The organism is Streptomyces sp. NPDC044719 (assembly GCF_056433405.1).
This window is the reverse complement of the sequence record NZ_JBWKHE010000005.1, coordinates 737,047-758,702: the sequence shown is the minus strand read 5'-3', so window position 1 is coordinate 758,702 and position 21,656 is coordinate 737,047. Positions and strand designations below refer to the sequence as shown.

Sequence of the window (21,656 nt, the reverse complement as noted above, 5' to 3'; positions counted from 1 at the left end):
CCACACACCTCATGCGAAGATCTCCTCCCCGGCAACCCTTGGCCGGGGCAAGAGGGGAAAACACCAGTGAAATCAAGGAAGTTGAACGGGACCCGACGCCGCGCCACGATACTCGGGGCCGCCGCGACCTCGGTCGTCGCCGGAGTCGCCCTGCTGCCCAACTGGAGCGCCGGCGCGGCGGTCCTGGACGACCCGTCGGTGGACGCACGCACCAAGGCCACCTTCCAGCGGCTGGCGGACGCGGTCTTCACCGATCGCACCAACGCCCTGGTCGACGGCGGGCAGACTGATCAGGAGAAGCCGCTGACCAACGGCTTCTCCGGTGACGTCAAGCTGTCTTCCGGTACGGCCCGCTCCGAGGACGCCACCCTGTCCGCGCTGGAGCGGCGCAAGGAGAGCCTGGCGAAGGCGGGCGAGAAGTACGGCAAGGCACGCACCACCGTCACCCTGGACGCCACGCGGGTGACGGGCCGTACGGCCAAGGCGGCGGTCACCGAGACCACGACCCTGACCTACGCCCAAACCCGTGGTGACGGGCCGAAGACCACCGGCTTCCAGGCCCGGCACGAGCTGACCTTCAGGGCCGACCGGCAGGGCGACTGGCAGCTGACCGGCATCCGCGACACCGGCCAGGGCGGTCTCGCGGTGAACACGCTCTCCAAGCCGGCCCCCGTCAAGGCGACCGCCGCCGACGACACCATGCCGAACGCCCCGCGCGCGGCGACCACCCGCAACCCGGCCGCCGCCCCGAAGACCGGCACGACGTACGACTACAAGGCCATGGCGGCCTACGCCGAGAAGCACTGGAACGTCTACAACAAGGACTACCCGGACTTCAGCGGCCGCGGCGCCGGCGGCGACTGCACCAACTTCGTCAGCCAGGCCCTGAAGGCGGGCGGCTGGAAGCACGCACCCGGCTACGTGTACGACTACACCAAGTGGTTCGGCAACGCCGACATCCAGTCGCACTCGTTCGTCGGCGTCAACGAGTGGTCCTGGTTCGCCCAGAACTCCCAGCGGACCAAGCCGCTCGCCAACGTCTACCAGCTCGAGGTCGGTGACGTCCTCCAGATGGACTTCGACCGGGACGGGTCCAAGGACCACACGATGATCGTCACGTCCAAGAGCGGCGGCGTGCCCTACGTGACCTACCACTCCACCAACACCCTCCGCAGGTCGGTGGCGAGCCTCGTCGCGTCGGACCCGAACGCGTACTACTACGCCTACCGCACCTGAGACCGGGCGGGGGCCGGGCTCAGTGTCCGGCCCCTCGCTGCTCGCGGATCCCGTCCACCACACGGGCCACCCTCTGCCGGATCCCCTCGGTCTCCGTGAGGAAGTGCCAGTAGTCGGGGTGGCGGCCGTCGAGGGTGGCGACGGCGCGGTCCAGACGGGACACGGCCTCGTCCAGGGGGCGGGCGTGCTGCGGGTCGGGGGTGTTGCGGCCGGCCATGGCGAGGCGCTGGGCATCGCGGATGGCGAAGCGGGTGCGCTCGATCTCCTGCTGGGGGTCCTTCTGCACCGCGTTCAGACGGTGCAGGCGGTCGCCGGCGGCCGAGACGGCCTCGTCGGTGCTGTTCAGCAGGGCCCGTACGGTCGACAGCAGGGCCGTCGCGTCGGCCCAGCGCTGCTCGGCGCGGGCGGACCGGGCCTCGGCCAGCTTGGTCTCGGCCTGGCGGACGTGCTCGGCGGCGTCGTCGGGGACGCGCTGGAGGTCCTGCCAGCAGGCCGCGGTGAAGCGGCGGCGGAGTTCGCTCAGGATCGGGTCCACCTGCTCGGAGCGGGTGGTGAGGGCCTGGGCGCGGGTGCGCAGGGAGACGAGCCGGTGGTCGATCTCGGCGGCGCGGTCCGGCAGCCGCTCGGCCTCCACACGGATCGCCTCGGCCTCGCGTGTGACCCGCTCGGCCCGCTCCAGGGTCTCCGGCACGCCGTGCCGGCCGGCGCCCTGGTTCAGCTTGGTCAGCTCCGGGGAGAGGGTGGCGAGACGGGCGGCGAGGTCGTCCGCCTTCAGGTTGGACGCTCGTACGGAGTCGAGGGCGTTGGAGGCTCCGAGGAGGGCCTGGCGGGCGCGTTCCACGGCGGGGGCTAGGCGGGCCAGCTGGGTCTCGGCCTTGCCGAGCAGGGGGCCGAGGCCGTCGGTGAACCGGTCCAGCTCCTGTTTGACCCGGTCCAGTTCCTCCTTGGCGGCGGTCAGCTCGGTGCGGGCGCGGGAGGCGGCCGAGGCCTCCAGGTCGTCGCGATCGAGATCATGGGCGTCGACGGCGTTGATGTACCGGTGGCTGACCTCGTCGATGCGTCTGCCGAGGGCGTCGAAATCGGCGACGGTCCGCCGGGCGGCGGGGGAGTCGTCGACGGCGGTGATCGTCTCTATCGAGATGCGCAGGTCGCGCTGGGCGGTGTCCAGCTCGTAGAAGGCGGCCGCCGCGGCGTCCTTCGCGGCCTGGGCCTCGGCACGCTGGTTCTCGGCGCGGCCGCCGAACCAGCGCCGGGTGCCCCCGCCCGCGAAGGCGGCGGGCAGGGCCAGGGCGGCAACCAGCGGCAGCGTCATCAGGGTGAGCGCGTCCCGGAGCGGACGACGGCCCGGGGTGTGGGGTGCGGGGTGGCGGATGGCGCGGCGCGGGCCGTGCGCGCGCGGCACCGACGGCGAGTCCGGCTGCCCTGATGTCGCCGTCACATCCCTCTCCCGTGCTGTGGTCCGCCCTGCCCGGTGTCATTCTCCCACCGGTTAAGGACGAACACACGGGCCGGTCAGTTCGCTGTCCGGACCGTCACTTTGCCGTCGCCGGTCCGGGCGGAGACCACGTGAGCGCTGCTCTCGTCGCGGGGCACGGACACGTCGACGCCACCGTCGCCGGTCTCGGTGGTCACGCGGTACCTCGCCTCGGGCAGCGCGATGGTCACGGAACCGTCGCCGCTGCGCGACTCCACACGGTCCGGGACGACGCCGAGCTCGAGGCGGGCCGAGCCGTCGCCGGTGCGGGTGCGGACGTCACGGGAGGAGACCTCCGCGCGGATGGACCCGTCGCCGGTGCGCAGCTCCAGGGGCCCGGTGGTGTCGGTGACGCGGACGGAGCCGTCGCCCGTACGAATGCTCAGCGGGTCCCGGAAGCCCCGGGCGCGCACGCTGCCGTCGCCGTCCTGGACCTTCACGGTGATGCCGCGGGGCACCTCGATACGGTGCTTGGCCGCGCAGTCGACGACGATGCCGGAGCACTTCAGCCGCAGCACCAGCCGGTCGTCCCGCATCGACCAGGTGGCCTTGGGCTCCTTGCCGACGACGACCGAGCCCTGGAACCACCGGGTGACCCCGATCTCGCCCTCCGGGTTCCGGTCGGCCGCGACGATCTCCAGGGCGGAGTCGTCGCTGTCGACGGTCAGGGTGCGGCCCTCGAGGCCGAAGGAGCGGCGGTCGGGGTCCGTGTCGTCCCCGGCGGACGCCCCGCAGGCGCTGAGCCCGGCGACGAGAACGGCCACGGCACCGGCGACGGCGATGGCGCGGGCGGAGGCGGTACGGGTGGTGCCTGTGGTGCCGGTGGTACGGACGGTGCGGGCCATGACGATCTCCCCCTGGCGGACGACGGGCGCTCCTCGAGCGCTCTACGACCGTATGGATCCGGGGCCCGCCGGGGGATCCGGGCCACTCCCGGATCCGAAGGGGGGATAACCCCCGGCCCGCCCCACGCACAGCGGATTGCCGGTCCGCGCCCCGGGCAATGTAGGCTGTCGACTCGTCCTGGGCACGTGGCCCGGGAGCCGGGTGCGTAGCTCAGGGGTAGAGCGCCTGCCTTACAAGCAGGATGTCGGCGGTTCGAAACCGTCCGCGCCCACCGGATCAGTCAGCAGGTCAGAGGCCTCCCGGCCGTCGAGTCGGGGGGCCTCTCCTGTCTCGGGGGGCGTGGCGTTGCGGCCGCGGCCCCGGCGGCGCTGAGTCAGCAGGACTCCTCGAACTTCACCGCGGCGAGCTTCACGGGCTGACCGTCGAGCTTCGCTCCCGCGGCCGGCTCCTGGCTGCACACCTGCCAGTTCGACTCCATCAGCACCATCCGGTCCTGCCCGGAGGCATCGTCGACGGTGATGCTCGTAGACGTGTCAAGCGCCTCGCGGGCGGCCTTCACGGCTTGCCCCTTGAAGTCGGGCATCGTGTCGCCGGCGGCCTCCGGAGCGGCGCCCGCGTCCTTCGCTGGGCAGTCCTCTTCGAGCTTGACCGTCGCGAAGTCGACCTTCGTGTCCGTGGGGTGCTCGCCGGCCTCCGGGATCTGGGAGCACACCTTCCAGTTCCGGTCGAAGGCCTGCATACGTCCGCGGCCGAGGGCGTCGTGCGAGGTGAGGCTGTAGAACCCTGCGTCTTGGGCCTGGTCCTGAGCGGACTGGAGGCCCTTGCCGGTCATGTCGGGCAGCGAAGCGTTCTCGGCCTTCGCGGTGTCGTTGCTGGTGTCGGCCTTGTCGTTGCTGCCCTGGCTTGGCTTGCTGCCGCTGCCGCTGCCGGTGTCGGTGCCTTCGCAGGCCGTGAGCGCGAGCAGGGCCGCCGCGATGAGTGCCACTGCGGTGGTGCGCTTGGTCATGGTGTCCCCCTGTGTGTTGCCGGTGCTGATGGAGCATCGCGCGATGCGCACTACGACGATGCCGGTTGCGACGATTGCTGGATGTCGCCCACAGGTATGCAGGCGCCTTCCGGGGAGTTCCGGAAGGCCCCTCGTGTGGTGGGATCAGTAGTTCGCGTTGGCGAGCAGTTCGCCGTCCTTGTCGTAGACGGTCACGAGGCCGTTCTTCGACTCGTAGCAGGACGTGAACGCGGAAGCGATGAGTTTGCCCTCGCCCTGGTGCGGGCCCACGATGCCGCCGGTGTAGTCGGTGAAGACCTCCGCCGAGTCGAGGATGTCGTTGCGCTTGTCGGCTCCGGTCACCTTGGTGACGTGCTCCACCGCGGCCTTCTCGGTGTCCGTGCCGTTCTTGGCGACGCAGCTTCGGAACTGTTCGGCCTGGGACTTCTCGTCGGCCGGTTCGGCCCCGCTGTCCCCGCTGTCTCCGCCGCCCCCGGGCTTGCTGTCGGCGGCGACGGCCCTGTCCTTGTTCGACGTGTCCTTGCTCTCGCTGCTTCCGCCGCCCGTGGCGACGGCGACGATGACGAAGAGGACGATGATGCCCGCGCACCCGAGGCCCGCGATCTTGCCGGCGCTGCGCTTCTTCGGCGGCTGGGGCGCCGGGGCACCGAACCCCGGTTGCTGGGGCGGGTAGGGCTGGTTCGGCTGCTGCGGGTACTGCTGGCTCATGGTTTCCCCTCGGGGTCATTCGTGTCGTGCGGGTGCATGACCCGGGGAGGGGCGGCGCGGTTGCAGGCGGCTGACCGAGTTCGCCCGATCGGGGCACGAGCGGTCGCACACCTGATGTTGATCCGTATGTGTGCCCGGGTCTGAGGCAGGGCTCCGGTGCGCCGGGGGCTTCTCCACGATGGTCACCGTGCACAGCCCCGTCCAGCGCGCCCCGCGGCCCGTCGTGCGGCGGTGGCGGGTGCTGTGTGTGCTGGGGCTGTTGGCCGGGTTGCTGGGGATGCACGGGCTGGCGCCCGGGGGTGGCGTCCCGCAGGGGATGCACGTGTCGGACAGTCACGCACCTCAGACGCACTCCCCGGACATGTCCTTCGCGCACTGCGGTGGCGGGTCCGTCCATCATGCCGACGCGACCTGTGCATCGGGGGCACTGAGCGGTGGCCCGGTGTTGCCCCCGCTTGTTCCCGACCCGGTCCCCGGGGGCGTAGCGGCGGACGTCGTACGGGCGTTCGCGGGCGGGGAGGCGGAAGGCGCCCGTGCCCTGCCCTCCCTCGCCGAACTCCAGCTTCTGCGGATCCAGACACCACGCACGCGCCACGCCGGTTCACCTGCCGGTACGGTGCGTCGACGTGTCCGGACATCCCTTTCCTCGCAGAAGCAGCCCTCGTGGCGGTGACGGGCGCGAGTCCGCGTCCGCCGGCGCCAAGGCGACCGGCGGGACGCACAACGCCCAGGACGTCGCCTTCGCGCAGGGCATGATCCCGCACCACCGGCAGGCGCTGGAGATGGCGCGGCCGGCCGATGGCCGGGCCACCTTCGACACGCAGTTCCTGACCCTGATGGCTCCTGGGCAAGAGCCGCGGCTGACGCCCCCGCGGCTACGAGGCTCCGTCGGTCTCCTCCGGCGGAGCCTCGTGCGCGTGCTTCAGCTGGGAACGGGCCGTCACCCGCTCGGGGCCGGTGAGTTCGGACCAGTAGCGGTGGGTGCTGACGAACACCGCGAGCTCGTGCTCGCGCCGGCGGAGCTTCTCCACCTCGGCCTGTTCGTCGGCGCTCCAGCCGGGGGAGGCCGGGCGCTCGACCTTGCGCCAGCCGTTGTCGTCGCTGAAGCCTTCCAGCGGCTCCACCGACCAGGGCAGCCGCTTCAGCAGGACCGACAGCTCGGCGCGGACCTGATGGAGTTCCTCCTGACCGGCGAGGAGGTCACTCGGAAAGTCATAGGTCGTAGCCACGCATCAATGATACGCCTGTTCGAATTTGAGTGGCGAGTCCCTTCCTGGGGTTCACGCGAACGTGTGTGCCCTCTCGAGTTCGCCCACCACCCGGGCCGTCACCGGAGCCGGAACGCCGTGCCGCTCTGCCGCGCGGAGCAACGCACCGCCGATGGCGTCCAGTTCGAGGGGGCGGCCCGCCTCGGCGTCGCGTTGCATCGACGACCTGGTCTGCGGCGGGAAGGCGTCGTAGCGGGCGAGGGCCTGGGCCGGGTCGGCCGGGCCGCCGCACGCGCGGCTGATCGCGGCCGTCTCCTCCACCAGGGCGGTCAGTTCGTCGCGGTGGCGGGTGCGGATCTCGCCGAGGGGGAGGGCGTGGACGGTGGTGAGTAGGGCGAACGGGGCCAGGAACGACATCTTCGCCCACAGGGCCGCCGTCTCGTCGTCCTGGACGCTGGTGGCCGGGCCGGCGGCGGTGAGGGCCGCGGCGAGGGTGTCGAGGCGGGCGCGCGGCACCGCCGTACCGGTCAGGTCGATCTCCGCGAAGGGGCTGCCGTGTTCGATGACACCCGGAGCGGTCCGGGTCGACTCGACGCGGATGACGCCCGGGGCGACGAGGTCGGGGCGGTAGTGGGCGCGCAGGGTCGCCGGGTGTTCGACGCCGTTCAGGAACGGCACGATGAGGCCGTCGACCAACGCGGGTGAGGGAACGCGCGCCAGGGCGGCGTCGAGCGTCGTGTGCTTGACGGTCACCAGGCACGCGTCGACCGGTTCGCGCAGGTGCGTGTCGGCCTGGACCGGGGCCGTGAAGTCGCCGAAGTGCGTGCTGCGGACGTGGATGCCGTCCCTGCCCAGGGTCCGGGCGGTCTCCTCGCCGGACAGGCAGATCACCCGGTGGCCGGCGCGGGAGAGCAGCGCGGCGAGCAGACCGCCCACGCCGCCGGGGCCCAGTACGGCCACAGTGAGTTCGTTCCCCATGTCGGGTTCCTCTCGTCGGTCGGCCCCGCAGTGGTGGCCGCCTCGCGGAGATCATGGCAGGAGTCGCTGTCGTACGGGGGCCGAAAGGGTGAGACTGGGGGCATGTGCCGGAGTATCAAGACGCTTCGTCCCCCTGCGATGGCCGAGGAGGCCACGGCGGACGACATTCGGGCTGCCGCGTTGCAGTACGTGCGGAAGGTTTCGGGATTCCGGGCCCCCGCCGCTCACAACCAGGAGGTGTTCGACCGCGCCGTGGAGGCCATCGCGCAGGCCACGGAGGAGTTGCTGGACGGGCTGGAGATCCGGGGAGCCGCGACCCGCCGAGCGAGCTGACACCGCAGGGCCCCGACTGCGCCCTGCGAACCCGCGAGGCCTATGACGCCTCCGACGCCCGCGGCTCCCTGCGCATGACGTAGGCCGCCCCCGCTCCCGCCCCGAACAGCGCCCCCACCGACACCGCCGTCGCCAGCCAGCTCGCGCCCAGCCAGTGGGCGCCGAACCAGCCGAGGGCGACGCTGTACGCGGCCCAGGTCAGGCCGGCCAGGGCCGACCAGGGGAGGAAGTCGCGGGCGCGGCGGTGGGCGGCGCCCGCCCCGAGGGAGACGACCGAGCGGCCGGCGGGAGCGAAGCGGGCGAGGACGACGAGCGCGCCGCCGCCCCGCGCCAGCGCCGCGCCGAGACGTTCCTGCGCGGTGGTCAGGCGCCGGGAGCGGGAGATCGCCCGGTCCAGACGGGCGCCGCCACGCCAGGCGAGGCGATAGGCGACCAGGTCACCGAGGACGGAGGCGGTGGCCGCGCAGAGGGTCAGCGCCAGGATGTCGGGCACATCGGTCGCCGAGCTCGCGGCAGCCGCCGTGGCCACCGTGATCACCAGGACGCCGCTGGGCAGCACCGGCAGAAACACGTCGAGCAGGATGGACAGGGCCACCACCGCGTAGATCCATGGGCTGCCGATCAGCAACCCCACCTGCTCCAGCACCGCGACTCCCCGTGAATCCCCCGTGGGCCAGACCGTGCCGCGATATCGCGCGGGGAGCGGCAGGAGTGACCATGACAGCCATACAGCGTACGCCTGGGGTGTGACGGGCGGTTCACGGGGGGCTCGTACGTTCGGTACCGACTGTTCACCTCGTCCCGAGTCGTCACCCGGCTGCGTGTCCCGGAGGGCGCTGGGCGCGGGTGTCCCGTAGCAACAGAAGGGCTGAATCGGACACAAGGTGAGGAACGGTACACATCATGCTGGCAGGGATATGCGCGAGCGCCGTCGCGACCGCTTTGTTCGCCGGCGGGCCGGGCGGCGTCGAGGCCTACTCGATGCGGACGGAGGCCCGGTTCGTCGCGCCCGGGGCGGACCGGTCGGCGGCGCTGACGTACGACAGGAGCCTCGTTCCGGTGGGCTCATGGATCGAGGTGCGCCAGCACACCGCGCCCGGCGGTGCGACGATCGTACGGCTGAAGGCGGCCGGGATGAAGCCCGGCCACGCCTACGGCGTGCATGTGCATCGGAAGCCCTGCGGCGCCTCCCCGGAGGCGGCCGGCGGGCACTACCAGCACCGGCCGTCGAGCGACCCGCGGCAGATCAACCCGGACAACGAGGTCTGGCTGGACTTCAAGGCCGACCGGCGCGGTGCGGGCGCCTCGAGTGCCCGGCACGACTGGGGCTTCCGGCCGGGCGAGGCCTCCTCGGTCGTGATCCACGACGTGCCCGGCGGCGCGGGGGTACGGGCGGCCTGTTTCACGGTGCCGTTCGGGCCGGTGGGCGAGGGCGACTAGCCGCGTGCCGCGTGCCGCGTGCCGGGCAACGGCAACGGCGCCTTCCCGAAGCGGGAAGGCGCCGTCCTGCGTGGTGGTGTCCGGGCGGCTCAGGCGGCCACCGGCGTCTGCTCCGTGGAGCGCTGCCCCTGCGCGGAGGTGCGCCGGGCCAGCAGCCGGTCCACGCCGAACGCGCCGGAGCCGGTGAAGATCAGCAGGAACATGGCCCAGCAGTACATGGCCGCGCCCTCACCGCTGTTCTCGATCGGCCACAGGCCCTGGGGCTGGTGGACCTTGAAGTACGCGTAGGCCATCGCGCCGGAGGATATGAAGGCCGCGGCGCGGGTGCCCAGGCCCAGCAGCACCAGGATGCCGCCGACGAGTTCGATGACGGCCGCGTACCAGTTCGGCCAGGCGCCGGTCGCCGCGGTGCCGCCCTTGCCGTCCACGCCGCCGAGGACGCCGAAGAGCGCGACGGCGCCGTGGCAGGAGAACAGCAGGCCGATGACGATCCGGAACAGCCCGAGAGCGTACGGCTGGGCGCCGTTGAGGCGTGCGGTCATGTGGGGGACTCCTTCGGGCGGCCGGCCAGGTCAAGGCCGGTCGGGGGACAGAACCGATGAGTAGCCCACGTTAGGTGTGCCTAATTGATGCTTGCAAGTTCAACATTTGGCCACTGGTTTACCTCCGTTTGGGGGTCCCTTTCGGTAGCAACCGCACGTAGGGCGGCTCTGGCGACCGCGTCCGCGTCCGAAAGCGTGACCGAATCCACACCCGGACGGGCGCCCGCGGCGGTCACCCAGTGCACACCTTCCGTCGGCACTCCGAAAGCGAACCTCCTTGTGTGTACAACACCTTGACGGTCCATCAGGCGATACGGACGTGGTGTGACGTCCAATCCGCCTGTCTCGTAACCGTCGGCGGTGTGCGGTCGGCACTGCCCCGTCCGCAGCAGCTCGGCGAGGAGCCCGTCGGCCGTACTCCGCAAGTCGGCCTCCGGCAGGCGGGCCTCTATGAGGGTTGTCACACGGACGGCGGAGCCCGGCACCTCGGGTGAGCGTGCCGCCCAGGCCCCGTCCTCCTCCGTCACCTCCAGACGCGGCCCGAGGACCCGCACCACGCCCGCCTCCATCAAGGCCACGAGCTCCTCGATACGGCGCCGGGGCGGGCCAATGGACAGGAAGGCGTTGAGCGGGGTGTACCAGCGGTCCAGGTGGTCCCGGCGGGAGGCACCGGCGAGGCCCCCGTGGTCGACGATCAGCCGGAGTTCGTTGCGCAGATCGCGCAGCACGTCGAGGGCCGCCTTCAGCGGGCCCCGGACATTGCCCAGGGCGGCCTGCGCGGCGTCCTCGCGCAGATACGACAGCAGCCAGTCACGCCACTCGCCGGGGTGCGCGAAATCCCGTCCCGCGTGCGGCCGGGACACCCGCTGCCAGCACCAGCGGTCGGCGCCGGGCACGCCGAACTCGTCCAGCAGCACGGCCTCCCGGGAGTCGCCGTGCGGCACGGCCAGGAAGCGGCCGGTGAAATCCGAGCACCGTCGTCCGGCGGTTCCGGCCCGCCGCAGCAGCGCGCAGTAGTAGACCGTCTCGACCTCCTTCGCCACCAACGGCCATATCTCCGCGAGGAAGTCGGGCGCCTCCCCGGAGTCCGCGCGCTTGCGGAAGCCCGCGATCGTCTCCGGCGTGAGGACGAGCGGGACGTGCCGGCCGTACGGCCCCTTCGCGTTGTCCCCGCGCGCCTGGTACGGGATCCCGCGCCGCGACCCCGCGTACAGCCGTGGTTCCCGGCCGGAGGGGAGGTAGCGCAGGCCGCCGCCCTGGGTGTCCCGGACGAAACGGCCGCCGCGGCCGGTCGTCAACAGGGCCGTGTGGTCGAAGAAGTTGAGGCCGAGACCGCGCAGCAGGACGGGCTCGCCCGCGGGTATGGAGGTCAGGTCGACGTCGGCCGGGTTGGCGGGCGGGATGTGGCGCAGTCCGTGACGGGCGGCATGGGCCGCGAGGCGCCGCCCGGCCGGGTCCGCGGCCGTCGGCAGATGCCCCTGTGCGAGGACCACCGCGGACAGGCCGGTCAGGGTCCGGCCGTTGTCCAGGGTGAGGGCCTGCCGGCCGCCCGGGGTGTCGTCGAGCCGGACCGCGCGGGCCCGGTGCGTCTCGACGCGCACGTTCGGCGGCGCGTCCCGTACGGCTTTGGCGAACACCCACTCCAGATAGCGGCCGTAGTCGGCCCGGGTCGGGTACTCGTCCGGGTCCAGCGCGCCGCGCGCCCACTCGTACAGGCTGGGCCCCGGGCGGATCGGGCCCGAGCAGTCCACGCTGTCGTCGGTGAACAGGGTCACCTGGCAGGCCACGGTGTTCATCAGCAGCTCGGACGGCTGGGCGGTGCGCCAGACGCGGCCGGGTCCTGGCGGGTCCGGGTCGATCACGTGGACCGTCAGCCGGGCAGCGGGAGGGAGGAGTTCCGGCGCGGAGGCGCAGAGGCGTTCCAGGACGCTGGTGCCCCGTGGCCCGGCGCCGACCAGGGCGACGGAGACCGGTGGGGGTGTCTCGGCCGGTACGGGTTCCTCGGTCGACGCAGACAAGGGTGGTACTCCCGGGCGTGGGGGGCGCGTGTCGGCGGTCCGCCGGGCGGGAAGCGGACGGTCCGCCTCATCATGCCGTCGCCGGGAGCGTTGACCGAGGCTCGTGGGAAAGGATTGACGTCAGCTGTGGCATGCGTCACTGACATCGCGGTACACGCCCGTCGTAAAGGGGTGGAACGGGTGTGTCATGGGGCAAGTTCGGAATCCCGCAGCGTCGTCAGCCGGGGGCCCGCCCCCTGACGCGCCTTGGCCTGCTCCAGCCGCAGCCGGGCCGAACGGCCGCGCAGGGTCAGGGTCATCAGCTGGTTGCCGAACCAGGGGCCGCCCGTCTTGCGCCAGGTGACCGGCGGACGGGGCAGCCGGCCGTGCCGGGCCAGACCGCGTCCGAGGGTGCGCGCCACCGCCGTCCAGCCGATACGGAAGCCCATCCGGATCGACAGCGGGACGGAGTTGTGGACGGGGGAGCAGACGAGCTGCACCACCCGGGCGTCGGGCCCCGTGCCGGGCCACGAGGGCTCGGCGATGTAGGCGTGGTGCACATCCCCGGAGAGCACGCACACCGTCGCCGGCGCGTCCCGCCCCGAGCCGGCCTCGGCGATCAGCTCGGCCAGCCCGGCGAAGGACTCGGGGAACGCCGACCAGTGCTCCAGGTCGGCGGCCCGCCGCACCTTCTCGCCGAACCGCGCCCAGCGCTCGCCCCGTTCACCCCGGCACAGTGCCGCGTTCCAGCCCTCGGCGTCATGCACCAGATGCGGCAGCAGCCAGGGCAGCGAGGTGCCGATGAGGAGGTGGTCGTAGGCCCCGGGCGTGTCCCGTACCTGTTCGCGCAGCCAGGCCTCCTCGCCCGGGTCGAGCATCGCGCGGCTGTCCTCGGCGAGGACGCGGGCCGCCCGGCTGTCCACCATCAGCAGGCGTACGCGCCCGAAGTCCCGCCGGTAGCTCCAGCGGGCCGTGGTCGCGTCCGCGTCGGCCCGGGCGGCGAAGGCGCGCAGCGCGTCGGTGCCGTCGGGGACCTCGCGGACGGCCTCGTACACCGGGTCGGCCGCCAGCTCCTCCAGGGAGAGGTTGCCCAGGTGCTGGTGGACCCAGTACGACATCAGGCCGCTCAGCAGCCGCTCCTGCCACCAGTCGGTGGCCCGCATGTCGGTGAGCCAGGCGGCGGAGGTGTTCCAGTCGTCGATGACGTCGTGATCGTCGAAGATCATGAAACTGGGCACGGTGGACAGCAGCCAGCGGATGCGCGGGTCGAGCCACGACTCGTAGTAGAGGTGTGTGTATTCCTCGTAGTCGGCGACCCCGTCGCCCGGCGGGTCGTTCAGGTCGCGGCGGGCCGCCAGCCAGCGCTGGGTGCCGTCGGAGGTCTCGTCGGCGTACACCTGGTCGCCGAGCAGCAGCAGCACGTCGGGCCGCTCGCCCTCCGGGTCGGCCGCGAGGCGGGTGGCGAGCGCGTCCAGGGCGTCCGGGCCGACGGGGTCGTCGCCACCGGCCGGAGGGGAGGCCCAGCGGCAGGAGCCGAAGGCGACCCGGAGACCGCCCTCCGGGCCCGGCGCGTGGATCGCCGAGGGCGGGAAGGGGGATCCGGGCAGAGGCCACACACGGGTGCCGTCGAGGAGGACCTCGTACGTCGTGGTCGTACCGGCGGTGAGGCCGGTCACCGGGATCAGCGCGTAGTGGTGGCCCGCGATCTGGAAGGTGTGGGCCGTGCCTCCGGCGCCGTCGGCGCAGCGCACCTCGGTGGAGCACGGACGGCTCGTCTCGACCCATACGGTCGCGGACGAGCCGTCCGTGTACCTCAGCAGTGGTCCGAGGCGCAGTCCGGCCATGGTGGTCCCCTCTCCGTCGCCCCGTACGGTACGGAACGACTGAGGTCAGCGGGGAGATCCCGGCCGGAAAATACCTGGGGTCAGCAGCTCGCGAGATAGTTCGTCAGCGCGGACTTCTCGGCGGAGTCGACCGAGAGGTCGTAGTAGTACTTCACCTGGACCCAGGCGCGGACGTAGGTGCAGCGGTACGCGGTCCGGGAGGGCATCCAGGTGGCCGGGTCCTGGTCGCCCTTGGCCTGGTTGACGTTGTCGGTGACCGCGATGAGCTGCGGGCGGGTCAGGTCGTTGGCGAAGGACTGGCGGCGGGACGTCGTCCAGGAGTCGGCGCCGGAGTCCCAGGCCTCGGCCAGCGGGACCAGGTGGTCGATGTCGACGTCGGAGGCGGCGGACCAGGTCGCGCCGTCGTAGACGGAGTACCAGCTGCCGCTGGTGGCGGCGCAGGAGGAGTCCTGCTGGACGTTGGTGCCGTCGCGCTTGAGGACGACCTCACGGGTGTTGCAGGAGCCGGACTGGGTGATCCAGTGCGGGAAGAGGTCGCGGTCGTAGCCGGTGCGGTCCTCGGTTGCCACGGTGAGCGAGGCCAGGTAGGTGCGCGCGGTGGAGGCGCTCACGGGGGTGGGGAGGGCGGCGGAGGCGGCCGGACCGTTGATCAGTCCGGCCGAGGCTATGAGGCCGGTGAGGCCCGCGAGTATGCTGAGCCGTCGACGCGCGTAGAACTTCGGCATACGAACTCCCTTGTGGGGTGGGGGCGTTGGGCAGCGAGCGCGAGAATGCTCGCCGCGCCGTGTTGCGGGGAGATGTGCGTGCGGTGAGAAGGTAGTGACGAGTTCATGACATGACAAGCTTCAAGGCGGAACTTTTCACTCCAGGGGCGTCGCGTACCATGGACGGCGCAGAAGGGGAGTAGCTCTTCGCCGGACCGTCGACATACTGCTCAGCTCGCCTGAGCCGGCGCCCGGAGGCGGTTCTTCACGGACCCGCCAGCGAGACCTTCGGCAAGCAGTGCACGCCCGTGCCCTTCGGCACGGGTGCCGTGTGTGCTGCCGTGCCGAGGTGTGTCGCGTGAAGGTTCAGCACTCTCGGTGGGGCAGCCCCGACCGATTGAGGAACCCTTGATCAGCCTGACCGTGACGGCCGTCGTCTTCGGCGTCGTCTTCCTCGCCGAACTGCCGGACAAGACCGCCCTCGCCGGTCTCGTCCTCGGCACCCGCTACCGCGCCTCCTACGTCTTCGCCGGTGTCGCCGCCGCCTTCGCGCTGCACGTCGTGCTCGCCGTCGCGGCCGGCAGTGTGCTGACGCTGCTGCCGCAGCAGATCGTGCAGGCGCTGACGGGTGTCCTCTTCCTGGGCGGGGCGGCGGTGCTGCTGCTCAAGAAGGGCGAGGACGAGGAAGAGGTGCGCAAGCCGGAGAACCAGTCCTTCTGGAAGGTCTCGGGTGCGGGCTTCATGCTCATCCTGGTCGCCGAGTTCGGCGATCTCACCCAGATCATGACGGCGAACCTGGCCGCCCGCTACGACGATCCGCTCTCCGTCGGCCTGGGCGCGGTGCTCGCGCTGTGGGCGGTGGCCGGGATCGGCATCGTCGGCGGCAAGGCGCTGATGAAGAAGGTGCCGCTGCGGCTGATCACGCAGATCGCGGCGCTGGTGATGCTGGCGCTCGGGGTGTGGAGCCTGTGGGAGGCCGTGGCCGGATGAGCCGGGGCCCGGCGAGGAAGTGCTCGAGCCGGCGTGAGCTGAACGGCCGGTGAACGTCTGCCGGGGGGTCTGGCGCGATGCGGGGATTGTTTTGTACCGTGGGGGAACAAAGTGGCCCTCGCCCGTTTTCCCTGACCGGCGGGCGGGGCCGCCTTGTCCCTCCGGGGTGCGAGGTGAACCCGCCGTCCGCCCCCTTCCGGCGCTGGAACCGCGCCCTGAGCCTTGGAGCAGCCGATGACGGCCACCGCCGTGCTCACCGCCCGCGCCCTCCTGCTGGACATGGACGGCACCCTCGTCAACTCCGATGCCGCGGTCGAACGCGTCTGGCGGCGCTGGGCCGAGGGGCACGGGCTCGACGGGGACGAGGTCATGAAGGTCGTCCACGGGCGCCAGGGCTACGCGTCGATGGCGCTGCTGCTGCCCGGCCGGCCGATGGAGCAGAACTACGCCGACAACGCCCGGATGCTCGCCGACGAGACGGCGGACACCGACGGTGTCGTCGCGATCCCCGGGGCGCCGGAGTTCCTCGCCTCGCTGCGCGGGCTGCCGCACGCACTCGTGACCTCCGCCGATGTGCCGCTCTCGACGGCGCGGATGGCCGCGGCCGGTCTCGAGCAGCCCGAGGTGCGGGTGACGGCGGAGTCCGTCGGAGCGAGCAAGCCCGACCCCGAGGGCTTCCTGAAGGGCGCCGCCGAACTGGGCGTGGCGCCCGCGGACTGTGTGGTGTTCGAGGACTCCGGAGCCGGGATCGCCGCCGGGCGCGCGGCCGGGATGACCGTGGTGGGCGTCGGCCCCCGGGCCGCGGTCCACGAGCCGGACGTGGTGGTGGTGGACCTCACACGGGTGCGCGTGGAGGCGGCCGGGGACGGGACGATCCGTCTGTACGTCGGATAGGCGCGCCCTGCCCCCGCCGGGCGACGTGGGCGCTGCGGCCGTAATTCGCTTGCCCTTGTCGCGGCGCGACGCTGCACTGTGGCCAGGCGCCACGAGCCGTGGTGCCGGTATCGCGAGGAGGCAGCGGCAGCGATGGAGATCCGTCCTACGACCGACAAGGATCTCGACGTCTTCGTCGACACCCTGCACGCCGCGTTCGGCCTCTTCCCGGAAACCCCGGTCGAGGGCGGCGGGCTCTGGTGGTCGGCGCTCGAAACGGACCGCTGCCTGCTCGCCCTGACGGCGGACGGGCGGCCCGTCGGCACCGCCGCCACGTACCCCTTCGAGCTCACCCTGCCCGGTGAGACCCTCGTCCCGGTCTCCGGGGTGACCGCCGTCGGCGTCCTGCCCTCGCACCGGCGCCAGGGCGTGCTCACCGCGATGATGCGGCATCAGCTCGCCGGACTACGGGCCGGCGGGGAGTGCCTTTCCGTGCTGCTGGCCTCCGAGGCCTCGATCTACGGCAGGTTCGGCTACGGACCGGCGACCCACACGGCGGAGCTGAAGGTGCCTCGCCACCGGGCCGCCCCCGCCCTCCCCCGGGCGGGCGGAGCGGCCGACGCCCGGACGGCCGGCTCGGTCGAGGTGCTGCGCCGGGCCGAATGCGGCGAGCTCCTGGAAGAGGTCTACGACCGGTACCGCCGCGCCCAGCCCGGCGCGCTGTCCCGGCCGCACCGCTGGTGGGCCTTGCGCGCCGGACAGCCCCCGATATCGCCGGCGCCGCGCTACATCGCCGTCCACCGGGACGCCGACGGCGCACCGGACGGGTACGCCGGCTACTCGCTCGAGTCCGGCACCCTGACGGTCGACGAGACCATCGCCACCGACGACACCGTCTTCGCGGCCCTGGCCCGGTTCGTGCTCGGACACGACCTGGTCTCTCAGGTCGTGTTCAAGCACGTCCCGCCCGACCACCCGCTGCGCTGGCAGCTCGCGGACATCCGCGCCGGCGAGGTGAGCGGCGTCATGGACTGGCTCTGGGTGCGGCTGCTGGACGTCCCGCGTGCGCTGACCGCGCGCGGCTGGTCCTCGGACGGCGAACTCGTCCTCGACGTCGACGACCCGTTCCTCGGCGAACACGGCCGCTGGCTGCTGACCGTCCGGGACGGCAAGGCCGACTGCGTCCCGACGGACCGGGAGCCCGACCTGTCCCTGGACGTGCGCGACCTGGGCTCGATCTACCTCGGCGGCACCGCCCCGAGCACGCTCATACGTGCCGGACACATCCGGGCCCACCACCCGGGCGCGGCCGGCCTCGCCGACGCCCTCTTCCGCCCCGAGCGCTCCCCGCACTGCCTGCACTGGTTCTGACACCTGGTCATCGATGACGCAGCCGGGCGGCAGCGGCCAGGATCGGGGTGGTCGCGGCGGTAGCGGCGGCGCCGAGCGTGGTGTCGGTGGCCAGGATCAAGCGGACCGTTCTCATGGCGAGGCCGAGGGCCTCGCTGCCGCGCCGGCGCATGCCCGCCTCGAAGTCGTGCACGGCCTCGGCCGTCGTCGTACCGCCGTCCTTGACGTCGCCCAGGTGCTCAAGCAGGGCGGCGGCGTCGCGGATCGCCGCGCCGGCGCCCATTCCGGCGGTGGGCGGAGTGGCGTGGACGGCGTCGCCGAGCGCGGTGATACGGCCCGCGGGCCAGGGCGCGAGCTCGGCGGCGCGGGTCGAGGCGGCGTTGAAGCGGTACGCCGCCACGCTGTGCGGGTCGGCGCGGGCGATGACCTCAAGCGTGTGCCCGGCCCAGCCCTGCTCACGGAACCGTCTCGACAGCGCGGCCCGCAACTCGCCGCCGCGCACCGCGCGCAGGGAGTCGGTGGCGGGCGACTCGGGGAACATGGCGCCCCAGATGTAGGTGGGACCGGTGGTGACGGACATCCGCAGCTCGGGGGCGTCGAGCGCGGCGTTGCCGACCGGGTCGAGGAAGCCGACGTACAGCGCCGCACCCCGGGGGCCGATCGCCAGCGCCGACCGTGGTCCGAGCCGTCGCCGCTCACCGGGGCTCAGATCGGCGCGGAGGGTACGGCCGGAGAACCCGATGATGCCCGCCGGGCTGTTGGTCCGTCCTCCCGCCAGGTGCTGCGCGACCAGGGAGTGGGTGCCGTCCGCGCCCACCACCAGATCCGCCGGGACAGGGGCGGCGTCGGGGAACAGCACCCGGGGTGCGCCGTCCTCGCCCCGGTCGACGCCGGACACCGTCCGCCCCAGATACAGGTCGCCGCCGACCTCCTCGGCCAGCAGCATGCGCAGGGTGATCCGGTCGACGTCGATGCCGGCATCGCCGCTGAGATCCGGGCCGTGGCCGAGCAGCCGGCCGCGACGGTCCCAGAACGCGTCGCGGTCGCGCAGCCGCAGCGCCGAACCCGACGCCAGCAGCCGCCGCATGGTCTCCGGCGCCACCAGCTTCCGCAGCGCCGACTGGGCCCGCTCGTCCAGGGTGATGTGGTAACCGCCCGTCGCCGCCACGTCGGTGTCACGGTCGAACACCGCCACCTCGAACCCCCTGCGGCGTAACCCCGCCCCCAACGCGAGTCCACCGATCCCGCCACCGACCACGACAACACGCATACCGATCCGTCCCTGTCTGCCACTTATTGCCCGCACGGGCATTCCACAGTGACACCGGTACTGGACACCGAGTGGCCACTACCGGGGCATGATGGGACGATGGCGAGCACCTCGGAACGGGCCTTGCGGCTGCTGTCCCTGTTCGGATCGGGCCGGCTGTGGCCACTGCGCGAACTCGCCGCCGGACTCGAGGTCAGTGAGCGCACCGTCCGCCGTGACATCGAGACCCTGCGCCTGCTCGGATACCCGATCACCACCGTCCACGGACCCGATGGCGGCTACCGGCTCGGCGCCGGACACACCCTCCCGCCGCTGGTGTTCGACCACGATCAGGCGCTCGCGGTCGCCGTGGCCCTGCAGGCCGCGCCCAGCACGGTGTTCGGCCTGAGGGACGACGCGGCGCGGGCGCTGGTCACCCTGGAACAGGCCATGCCCGCAGCGCTGCGGGAATCGATGAAGTCCCTGCGGCTGACCAGGCTGCGGAACTACTGGGAGTTTTCTGGAGCCCCCATCGACCCGGCCGCGCTCACCGCCGTGGGGGCCGCGACGCGCCACCGCCAGGTACTCGTCACAGAAACGCTGCGCGCCGACGGCTCACGCCCCGGAACCGGTGACGACGACTTCCTGCCCTCCCGCCGCATCGAGCCCCACCATCTGGTCGTCTGGGCCGGTCGGTGGTACCTGGTCGCCTACGACCTCGAAGACCACCAGTGGCGAGTGCACCGTGTCGACCGGCTCCGCCCCCGCCCCACCACACACCGCTTCGGTCCGCGTGAACTCCCCTGCGACGACCTCGCCCACTTCGTCATGAGCAGTCACGATCGCGGCGACACCCCCGCCGCCTGGCCGTGCACCGGCAAGGCCCGGCTCAACTTGCCGGCCGGTGTCGTCGCCCGCTGGGCACCGGGCGGTTCGGTCGTCGAGCACCTCGACACCGAGCACTGCCGCCTCACCCTCGGCGCCTGGTCCTGGGCCGGGGTCGCCGGGATCCTCGCCACCTTCGACACCGAACTCACCGAGCTCCACCCGCCCGAACTCGCCCACGCGTGCCGCCGGATCGCCGACCGGCTGGCCGTCGTCGCGGACACCGAAGGAAGGGCGTAGGTGACGCCCCGGGGGCCGGCAGGTCAGCCGATGCGGGCGGCGATGGTGCGGGCGCACTCCAGGGACTCGGTGTGTGTCGTGTCGACCTCCAGGTCGTAGCTCACGCCCTCGTGCACCAGTTGTGCCTGTGCCGCGGCCATGCCCCGGACCCGGTCTCCCCGGGCGATCTCACGGGCCGCGGCGACCGCGCTGTCACATCTGACGCCGACCCAGAGCACGGTGAGTCCGGCCAGGGCCTTCCGCCAGCGCTGCTGGGAGGCCGCGCCGCCGAGGAAGACGTCGTCGATGATGACCTTGGCGCCGGCGCGGGCCATGGCGGCGATGCCCTCGGTCCAGGCGGCGTCCAGGGCCCGGAAGTCCGCGCCCACGTTCACGCCGCCGTCGGGCGCGAAGGTGATCCCGCCGTCCGAGCCCTTCATCCTCGCGGGCAGCGCCTCGACGAACGAGTCGACGCCGAAGGCGGGCCAGGGGTCCGGCAGTACCTCTTGCAGGCACCGTACGAGTCCGGACTTGCCGGAGCTGGAACCGCCGTTGAGAACGATCACCTGAGCAGTCACGGCGTCACCGTACGGTGCGGGGGCGGGTTAGGGCTCCCGGGTTTCCGACTCCAGCTTCGCCCGGGTCTCCCGGTCGTAGACGCCGAGGTTGTCGCTCTGGACGCCGCGGGACCACTGGTAGTTGCGGACCGCCTCCTGCAGCCGGTCGTCGAAGGTGCCGTCGGTGTCGTCGTCGTAGAGGAACAACTGGCGCAGACGCGACTGGAGTTCGGTGACCTCCGGGCCGCGGTCGCCGAGGCGCAGGACGGCGGGGTCGCCGTTCTGCCGGGAGTTGCCCGGCGGCGTCTTCCCGGGGCTGGTCGCCGTCGCGGACGTCTCGGGCGCCGAGGGGGAGGCCGTCCGCGAAGGGCTCGGCGAGGCGCTCGACGCGGACGGTGACGGGGACGGCGACGGGCTGCTGGTGCGGGACGGGGCCGGCGGCGGTGCCGCGGGGGTCGACGGCGTGGCCGGGGCGCTCTGCTCCGGCGACGAGGACGCCGCGCTGCTCGACGGGGCGTCCGGCACGCTCGCCCGGATGTCGTCCGGCAGCGCGGTGTTCCGGGAGGGCCCCTCGTAGAAGAACAGTCCGCTCGCGTACCCCGCCGCCGTCACGACGGCGACACAGGCCCCGGCCGCGGCGAGGAGGGCCGTACGCCGCCGCCGGCGGGACCTTCCGCCGGCCTCGGCCTCAGCCTCGGCCGGCTCGGGCCTGCCCGGCACCAGGGCCGCCGTCCTGGCACCGTCGAACATCCGCAGATCGCTGACACTCGGCTCGGTCCCGTCGGGGGCCAGGGGTGTCGGCAGCACGGAGGTGGCGTCCGAGGCGGAGACGGCCGAGGCGGCGGGCAGCACGGTGGTCGCGTCCTGATCCGGGGCCGGGGTGACCGGCAGCACGGTGGTCGCGTCCGAGGCCGGGGTGACCGGCAGCACGGTGGTCGCGTCCGCCTCCACCGGGCGCAGGGGCATGGTCGTGTCGGCGGGAGAGGGCGGCGGCGCGACGCTCCCGGGGCGCGAGACCGGTCCCGTGGCTCCCACAGGGTCCGTGAGCGGCTGCCGCGAGGCGCTGTCGGGCGCCTGCGCGGGGGAGGGCGGCTGTGAAGCTCCCGCAGGGTCCGTGAGCCGCTGTCGCGGCGCGTCGCCAGGCGCCGGCGCCGGGTCTCCGGTGTGTGGGGCCTGGGCGAGTGGGCGGACGGTCGGGGTGGTCGGCGGGGGCGGTT

At 72.5% G+C, this 21,656-nt stretch carries 22 protein-coding genes, 1 tRNA gene and 1 pseudogene; 10 read left to right on the top strand and 14 right to left on the bottom strand.

Going from position 1 to position 21,656, the window contains the following annotated elements; genetic code table 11:
• Positions 1-81: 81 nt before the first annotated feature.
• Positions 82-1,236 carry an amidase domain-containing protein gene (locus tag AC07DF_RS23600; RefSeq protein WP_478974586.1) on the top strand — a complete coding sequence of 385 codons (1,155 nt, stop codon included), beginning with the start codon at positions 82-84 and terminating at the stop codon, positions 1,234-1,236.
• A 19-nt stretch (positions 1,237-1,255) separates the two neighbouring features.
• On the opposite strand, the gene AC07DF_RS23595 is transcribed toward AC07DF_RS23600, so the two are convergent.
• Both AC07DF_RS23595 and AC07DF_RS23590 read right to left on the bottom strand, forming a co-directional pair.
• Complete coding sequence (locus tag AC07DF_RS23595) at positions 1,256-2,674, bottom strand: hypothetical protein (protein ID WP_478974583.1); 1,419 nt, start codon at positions 2,672-2,674, stop codon at positions 1,256-1,258.
• Between the two features lie 74 nt (positions 2,675-2,748).
• A complete protein-coding gene (locus AC07DF_RS23590) occupies positions 2,749-3,555 on the bottom strand; it encodes a DUF4097 family beta strand repeat-containing protein (protein WP_478974580.1) in 807 nt (268 codons plus the stop codon).
• A 200-nt stretch (positions 3,556-3,755) separates the two neighbouring features.
• Here AC07DF_RS23590 and AC07DF_RS23585 point away from each other — a divergent pair.
• A tRNA-Val gene (locus AC07DF_RS23585) sits at positions 3,756-3,827 on the top strand.
• A gap of 102 nt (positions 3,828-3,929) precedes the next feature.
• Here the strand turns inward: AC07DF_RS23585 and AC07DF_RS23580 are convergent.
• Together AC07DF_RS23580 and AC07DF_RS23575 are read right to left on the bottom strand one after the other, a co-directional pair.
• Positions 3,930-4,562 carry a hypothetical protein gene (locus tag AC07DF_RS23580; RefSeq protein ID WP_478974577.1) on the bottom strand — a complete coding sequence of 211 codons (633 nt, stop codon included), beginning with the start codon at positions 4,560-4,562 and terminating at the stop codon, positions 3,930-3,932.
• Between the two features lie 144 nt (positions 4,563-4,706).
• A complete protein-coding gene (locus tag AC07DF_RS23575) occupies positions 4,707-5,270 on the bottom strand; it encodes a hypothetical protein (RefSeq protein ID WP_478974575.1) in 564 nt (187 codons plus the stop codon).
• Between the two features lie 178 nt (positions 5,271-5,448).
• Here AC07DF_RS23575 and AC07DF_RS23570 point away from each other — a divergent pair, with 178 nt between their 5' ends.
• Positions 5,449-5,943 (top strand): DUF6153 family protein, encoded by a 495-nt coding sequence (locus tag AC07DF_RS23570; RefSeq protein WP_478974572.1) that lies wholly within the window; start codon positions 5,449-5,451, stop codon positions 5,941-5,943.
• Positions 5,897-6,079 (top strand): annotated as a pseudogene (locus AC07DF_RS23565) (DUF305 domain-containing protein); the annotation flags it as partial. The gene AC07DF_RS23570 and the pseudogene AC07DF_RS23565, both read left to right, overlap by 47 nt.
• A gap of 66 nt (positions 6,080-6,145) precedes the next feature.
• Here the strand turns inward: AC07DF_RS23565 and AC07DF_RS23560 are convergent.
• Both AC07DF_RS23560 and AC07DF_RS23555 read right to left on the bottom strand, forming a co-directional pair.
• Entirely contained in the window at positions 6,146-6,499 is a 354-nt protein-coding gene (locus AC07DF_RS23560) for a hypothetical protein (RefSeq protein WP_478974569.1), read from the bottom strand.
• A 51-nt stretch (positions 6,500-6,550) separates the two neighbouring features.
• Positions 6,551-7,456 (bottom strand): ketopantoate reductase family protein, encoded by a 906-nt coding sequence (locus AC07DF_RS23555; protein ID WP_478974566.1) that lies wholly within the window; start codon positions 7,454-7,456, stop codon positions 6,551-6,553.
• Positions 7,457-7,558: 102 nt separating this feature from the next.
• On the opposite strand from AC07DF_RS23555, the gene AC07DF_RS23550 reads away from it, so the two are divergent.
• Positions 7,559-7,789, top strand: a complete 231-nt coding sequence (locus AC07DF_RS23550; RefSeq protein WP_478974563.1) for a DUF2277 domain-containing protein — start codon at positions 7,559-7,561, stop codon at positions 7,787-7,789.
• Positions 7,790-7,829: 40 nt separating this feature from the next.
• Here AC07DF_RS23550 and AC07DF_RS23545 read toward each other — a convergent pair whose 3' ends face one another.
• On the bottom strand, positions 7,830-8,435 hold the full coding sequence (locus AC07DF_RS23545) for a DedA family protein (RefSeq protein ID WP_478974561.1): 606 nt from the start codon (positions 8,433-8,435) through the stop codon (positions 7,830-7,832).
• Positions 8,436-8,692: 257 nt separating this feature from the next.
• Between AC07DF_RS23545 and AC07DF_RS23540 the strand changes: the two genes are divergently transcribed.
• Positions 8,693-9,229, top strand: coding sequence for a superoxide dismutase family protein (locus tag AC07DF_RS23540; RefSeq protein WP_478974558.1), 537 nt, complete (start codon positions 8,693-8,695; stop codon positions 9,227-9,229).
• A gap of 89 nt (positions 9,230-9,318) precedes the next feature.
• Here AC07DF_RS23540 and AC07DF_RS23535 read toward each other — a convergent pair whose 3' ends face one another.
• From AC07DF_RS23535 to AC07DF_RS23520, 4 genes are all read right to left on the bottom strand, one after another.
• Entirely contained in the window at positions 9,319-9,771 is a 453-nt protein-coding gene (locus AC07DF_RS23535) for a DoxX family protein (RefSeq protein ID WP_432959799.1), read from the bottom strand.
• 80 nt (positions 9,772-9,851) lie between these two features.
• Entirely contained in the window at positions 9,852-11,789 is a 1,938-nt protein-coding gene (locus AC07DF_RS23530; RefSeq protein WP_478974554.1) for an FAD/NAD(P)-binding protein, read from the bottom strand.
• 185 nt (positions 11,790-11,974) lie between these two features.
• Positions 11,975-13,612: an alkaline phosphatase D family protein gene (locus AC07DF_RS23525; RefSeq protein WP_478974551.1), complete on the bottom strand. Its 1,638-nt coding sequence runs from the start codon at positions 13,610-13,612 to the stop codon at positions 11,975-11,977.
• A gap of 80 nt (positions 13,613-13,692) precedes the next feature.
• On the bottom strand, positions 13,693-14,337 hold the full coding sequence (locus AC07DF_RS23520; protein ID WP_478974548.1) for an HNH endonuclease family protein: 645 nt from the start codon (positions 14,335-14,337) through the stop codon (positions 13,693-13,695).
• A 387-nt stretch (positions 14,338-14,724) separates the two neighbouring features.
• On the opposite strand from AC07DF_RS23520, the gene AC07DF_RS23515 reads away from it, so the two are divergent.
• The 3 genes from AC07DF_RS23515 to AC07DF_RS23505 all read left to right on the top strand — a co-directional run bounded on the left by AC07DF_RS23515 (position 14,725) and on the right by AC07DF_RS23505 (position 17,550).
• Positions 14,725-15,306 (top strand): TMEM165/GDT1 family protein, encoded by a 582-nt coding sequence (locus AC07DF_RS23515; RefSeq protein ID WP_478974545.1) that lies wholly within the window; start codon positions 14,725-14,727, stop codon positions 15,304-15,306.
• A 234-nt stretch (positions 15,307-15,540) separates the two neighbouring features.
• Complete coding sequence (locus tag AC07DF_RS23510; RefSeq protein ID WP_478974542.1) at positions 15,541-16,200, top strand: HAD-IA family hydrolase; 660 nt, start codon at positions 15,541-15,543, stop codon at positions 16,198-16,200.
• Positions 16,201-16,332: 132 nt separating this feature from the next.
• A complete protein-coding gene (locus tag AC07DF_RS23505; protein ID WP_478974539.1) occupies positions 16,333-17,550 on the top strand; it encodes a GNAT family N-acetyltransferase in 1,218 nt (405 codons plus the stop codon).
• Between the two features lie 7 nt (positions 17,551-17,557).
• Here AC07DF_RS23505 and AC07DF_RS23500 read toward each other — a convergent pair whose 3' ends face one another.
• Positions 17,558-18,799, bottom strand: a complete 1,242-nt coding sequence (locus AC07DF_RS23500) for an FAD-dependent oxidoreductase (protein ID WP_478974536.1) — start codon at positions 18,797-18,799, stop codon at positions 17,558-17,560.
• A gap of 99 nt (positions 18,800-18,898) precedes the next feature.
• Between AC07DF_RS23500 and AC07DF_RS23495 the strand changes: the two genes are divergently transcribed.
• Positions 18,899-19,903, top strand: a complete 1,005-nt coding sequence (locus AC07DF_RS23495) for a helix-turn-helix transcriptional regulator (protein WP_478974533.1) — start codon at positions 18,899-18,901, stop codon at positions 19,901-19,903.
• 23 nt (positions 19,904-19,926) lie between these two features.
• Here the strand turns inward: AC07DF_RS23495 and cpt are convergent, their stop codons facing one another.
• Together cpt and AC07DF_RS23485 are read right to left on the bottom strand one after the other, a co-directional pair.
• Positions 19,927-20,460: a chloramphenicol phosphotransferase CPT gene (gene cpt, locus AC07DF_RS23490; protein ID WP_478974530.1), complete on the bottom strand. Its 534-nt coding sequence runs from the start codon at positions 20,458-20,460 to the stop codon at positions 19,927-19,929.
• A gap of 27 nt (positions 20,461-20,487) precedes the next feature.
• Positions 20,488-21,405, bottom strand: a complete 918-nt coding sequence (locus AC07DF_RS23485; protein ID WP_478974527.1) for a peptidoglycan-binding domain-containing protein — start codon at positions 21,403-21,405, stop codon at positions 20,488-20,490.
• Between the last annotated feature and the right edge of the window lie 251 nt (positions 21,406-21,656).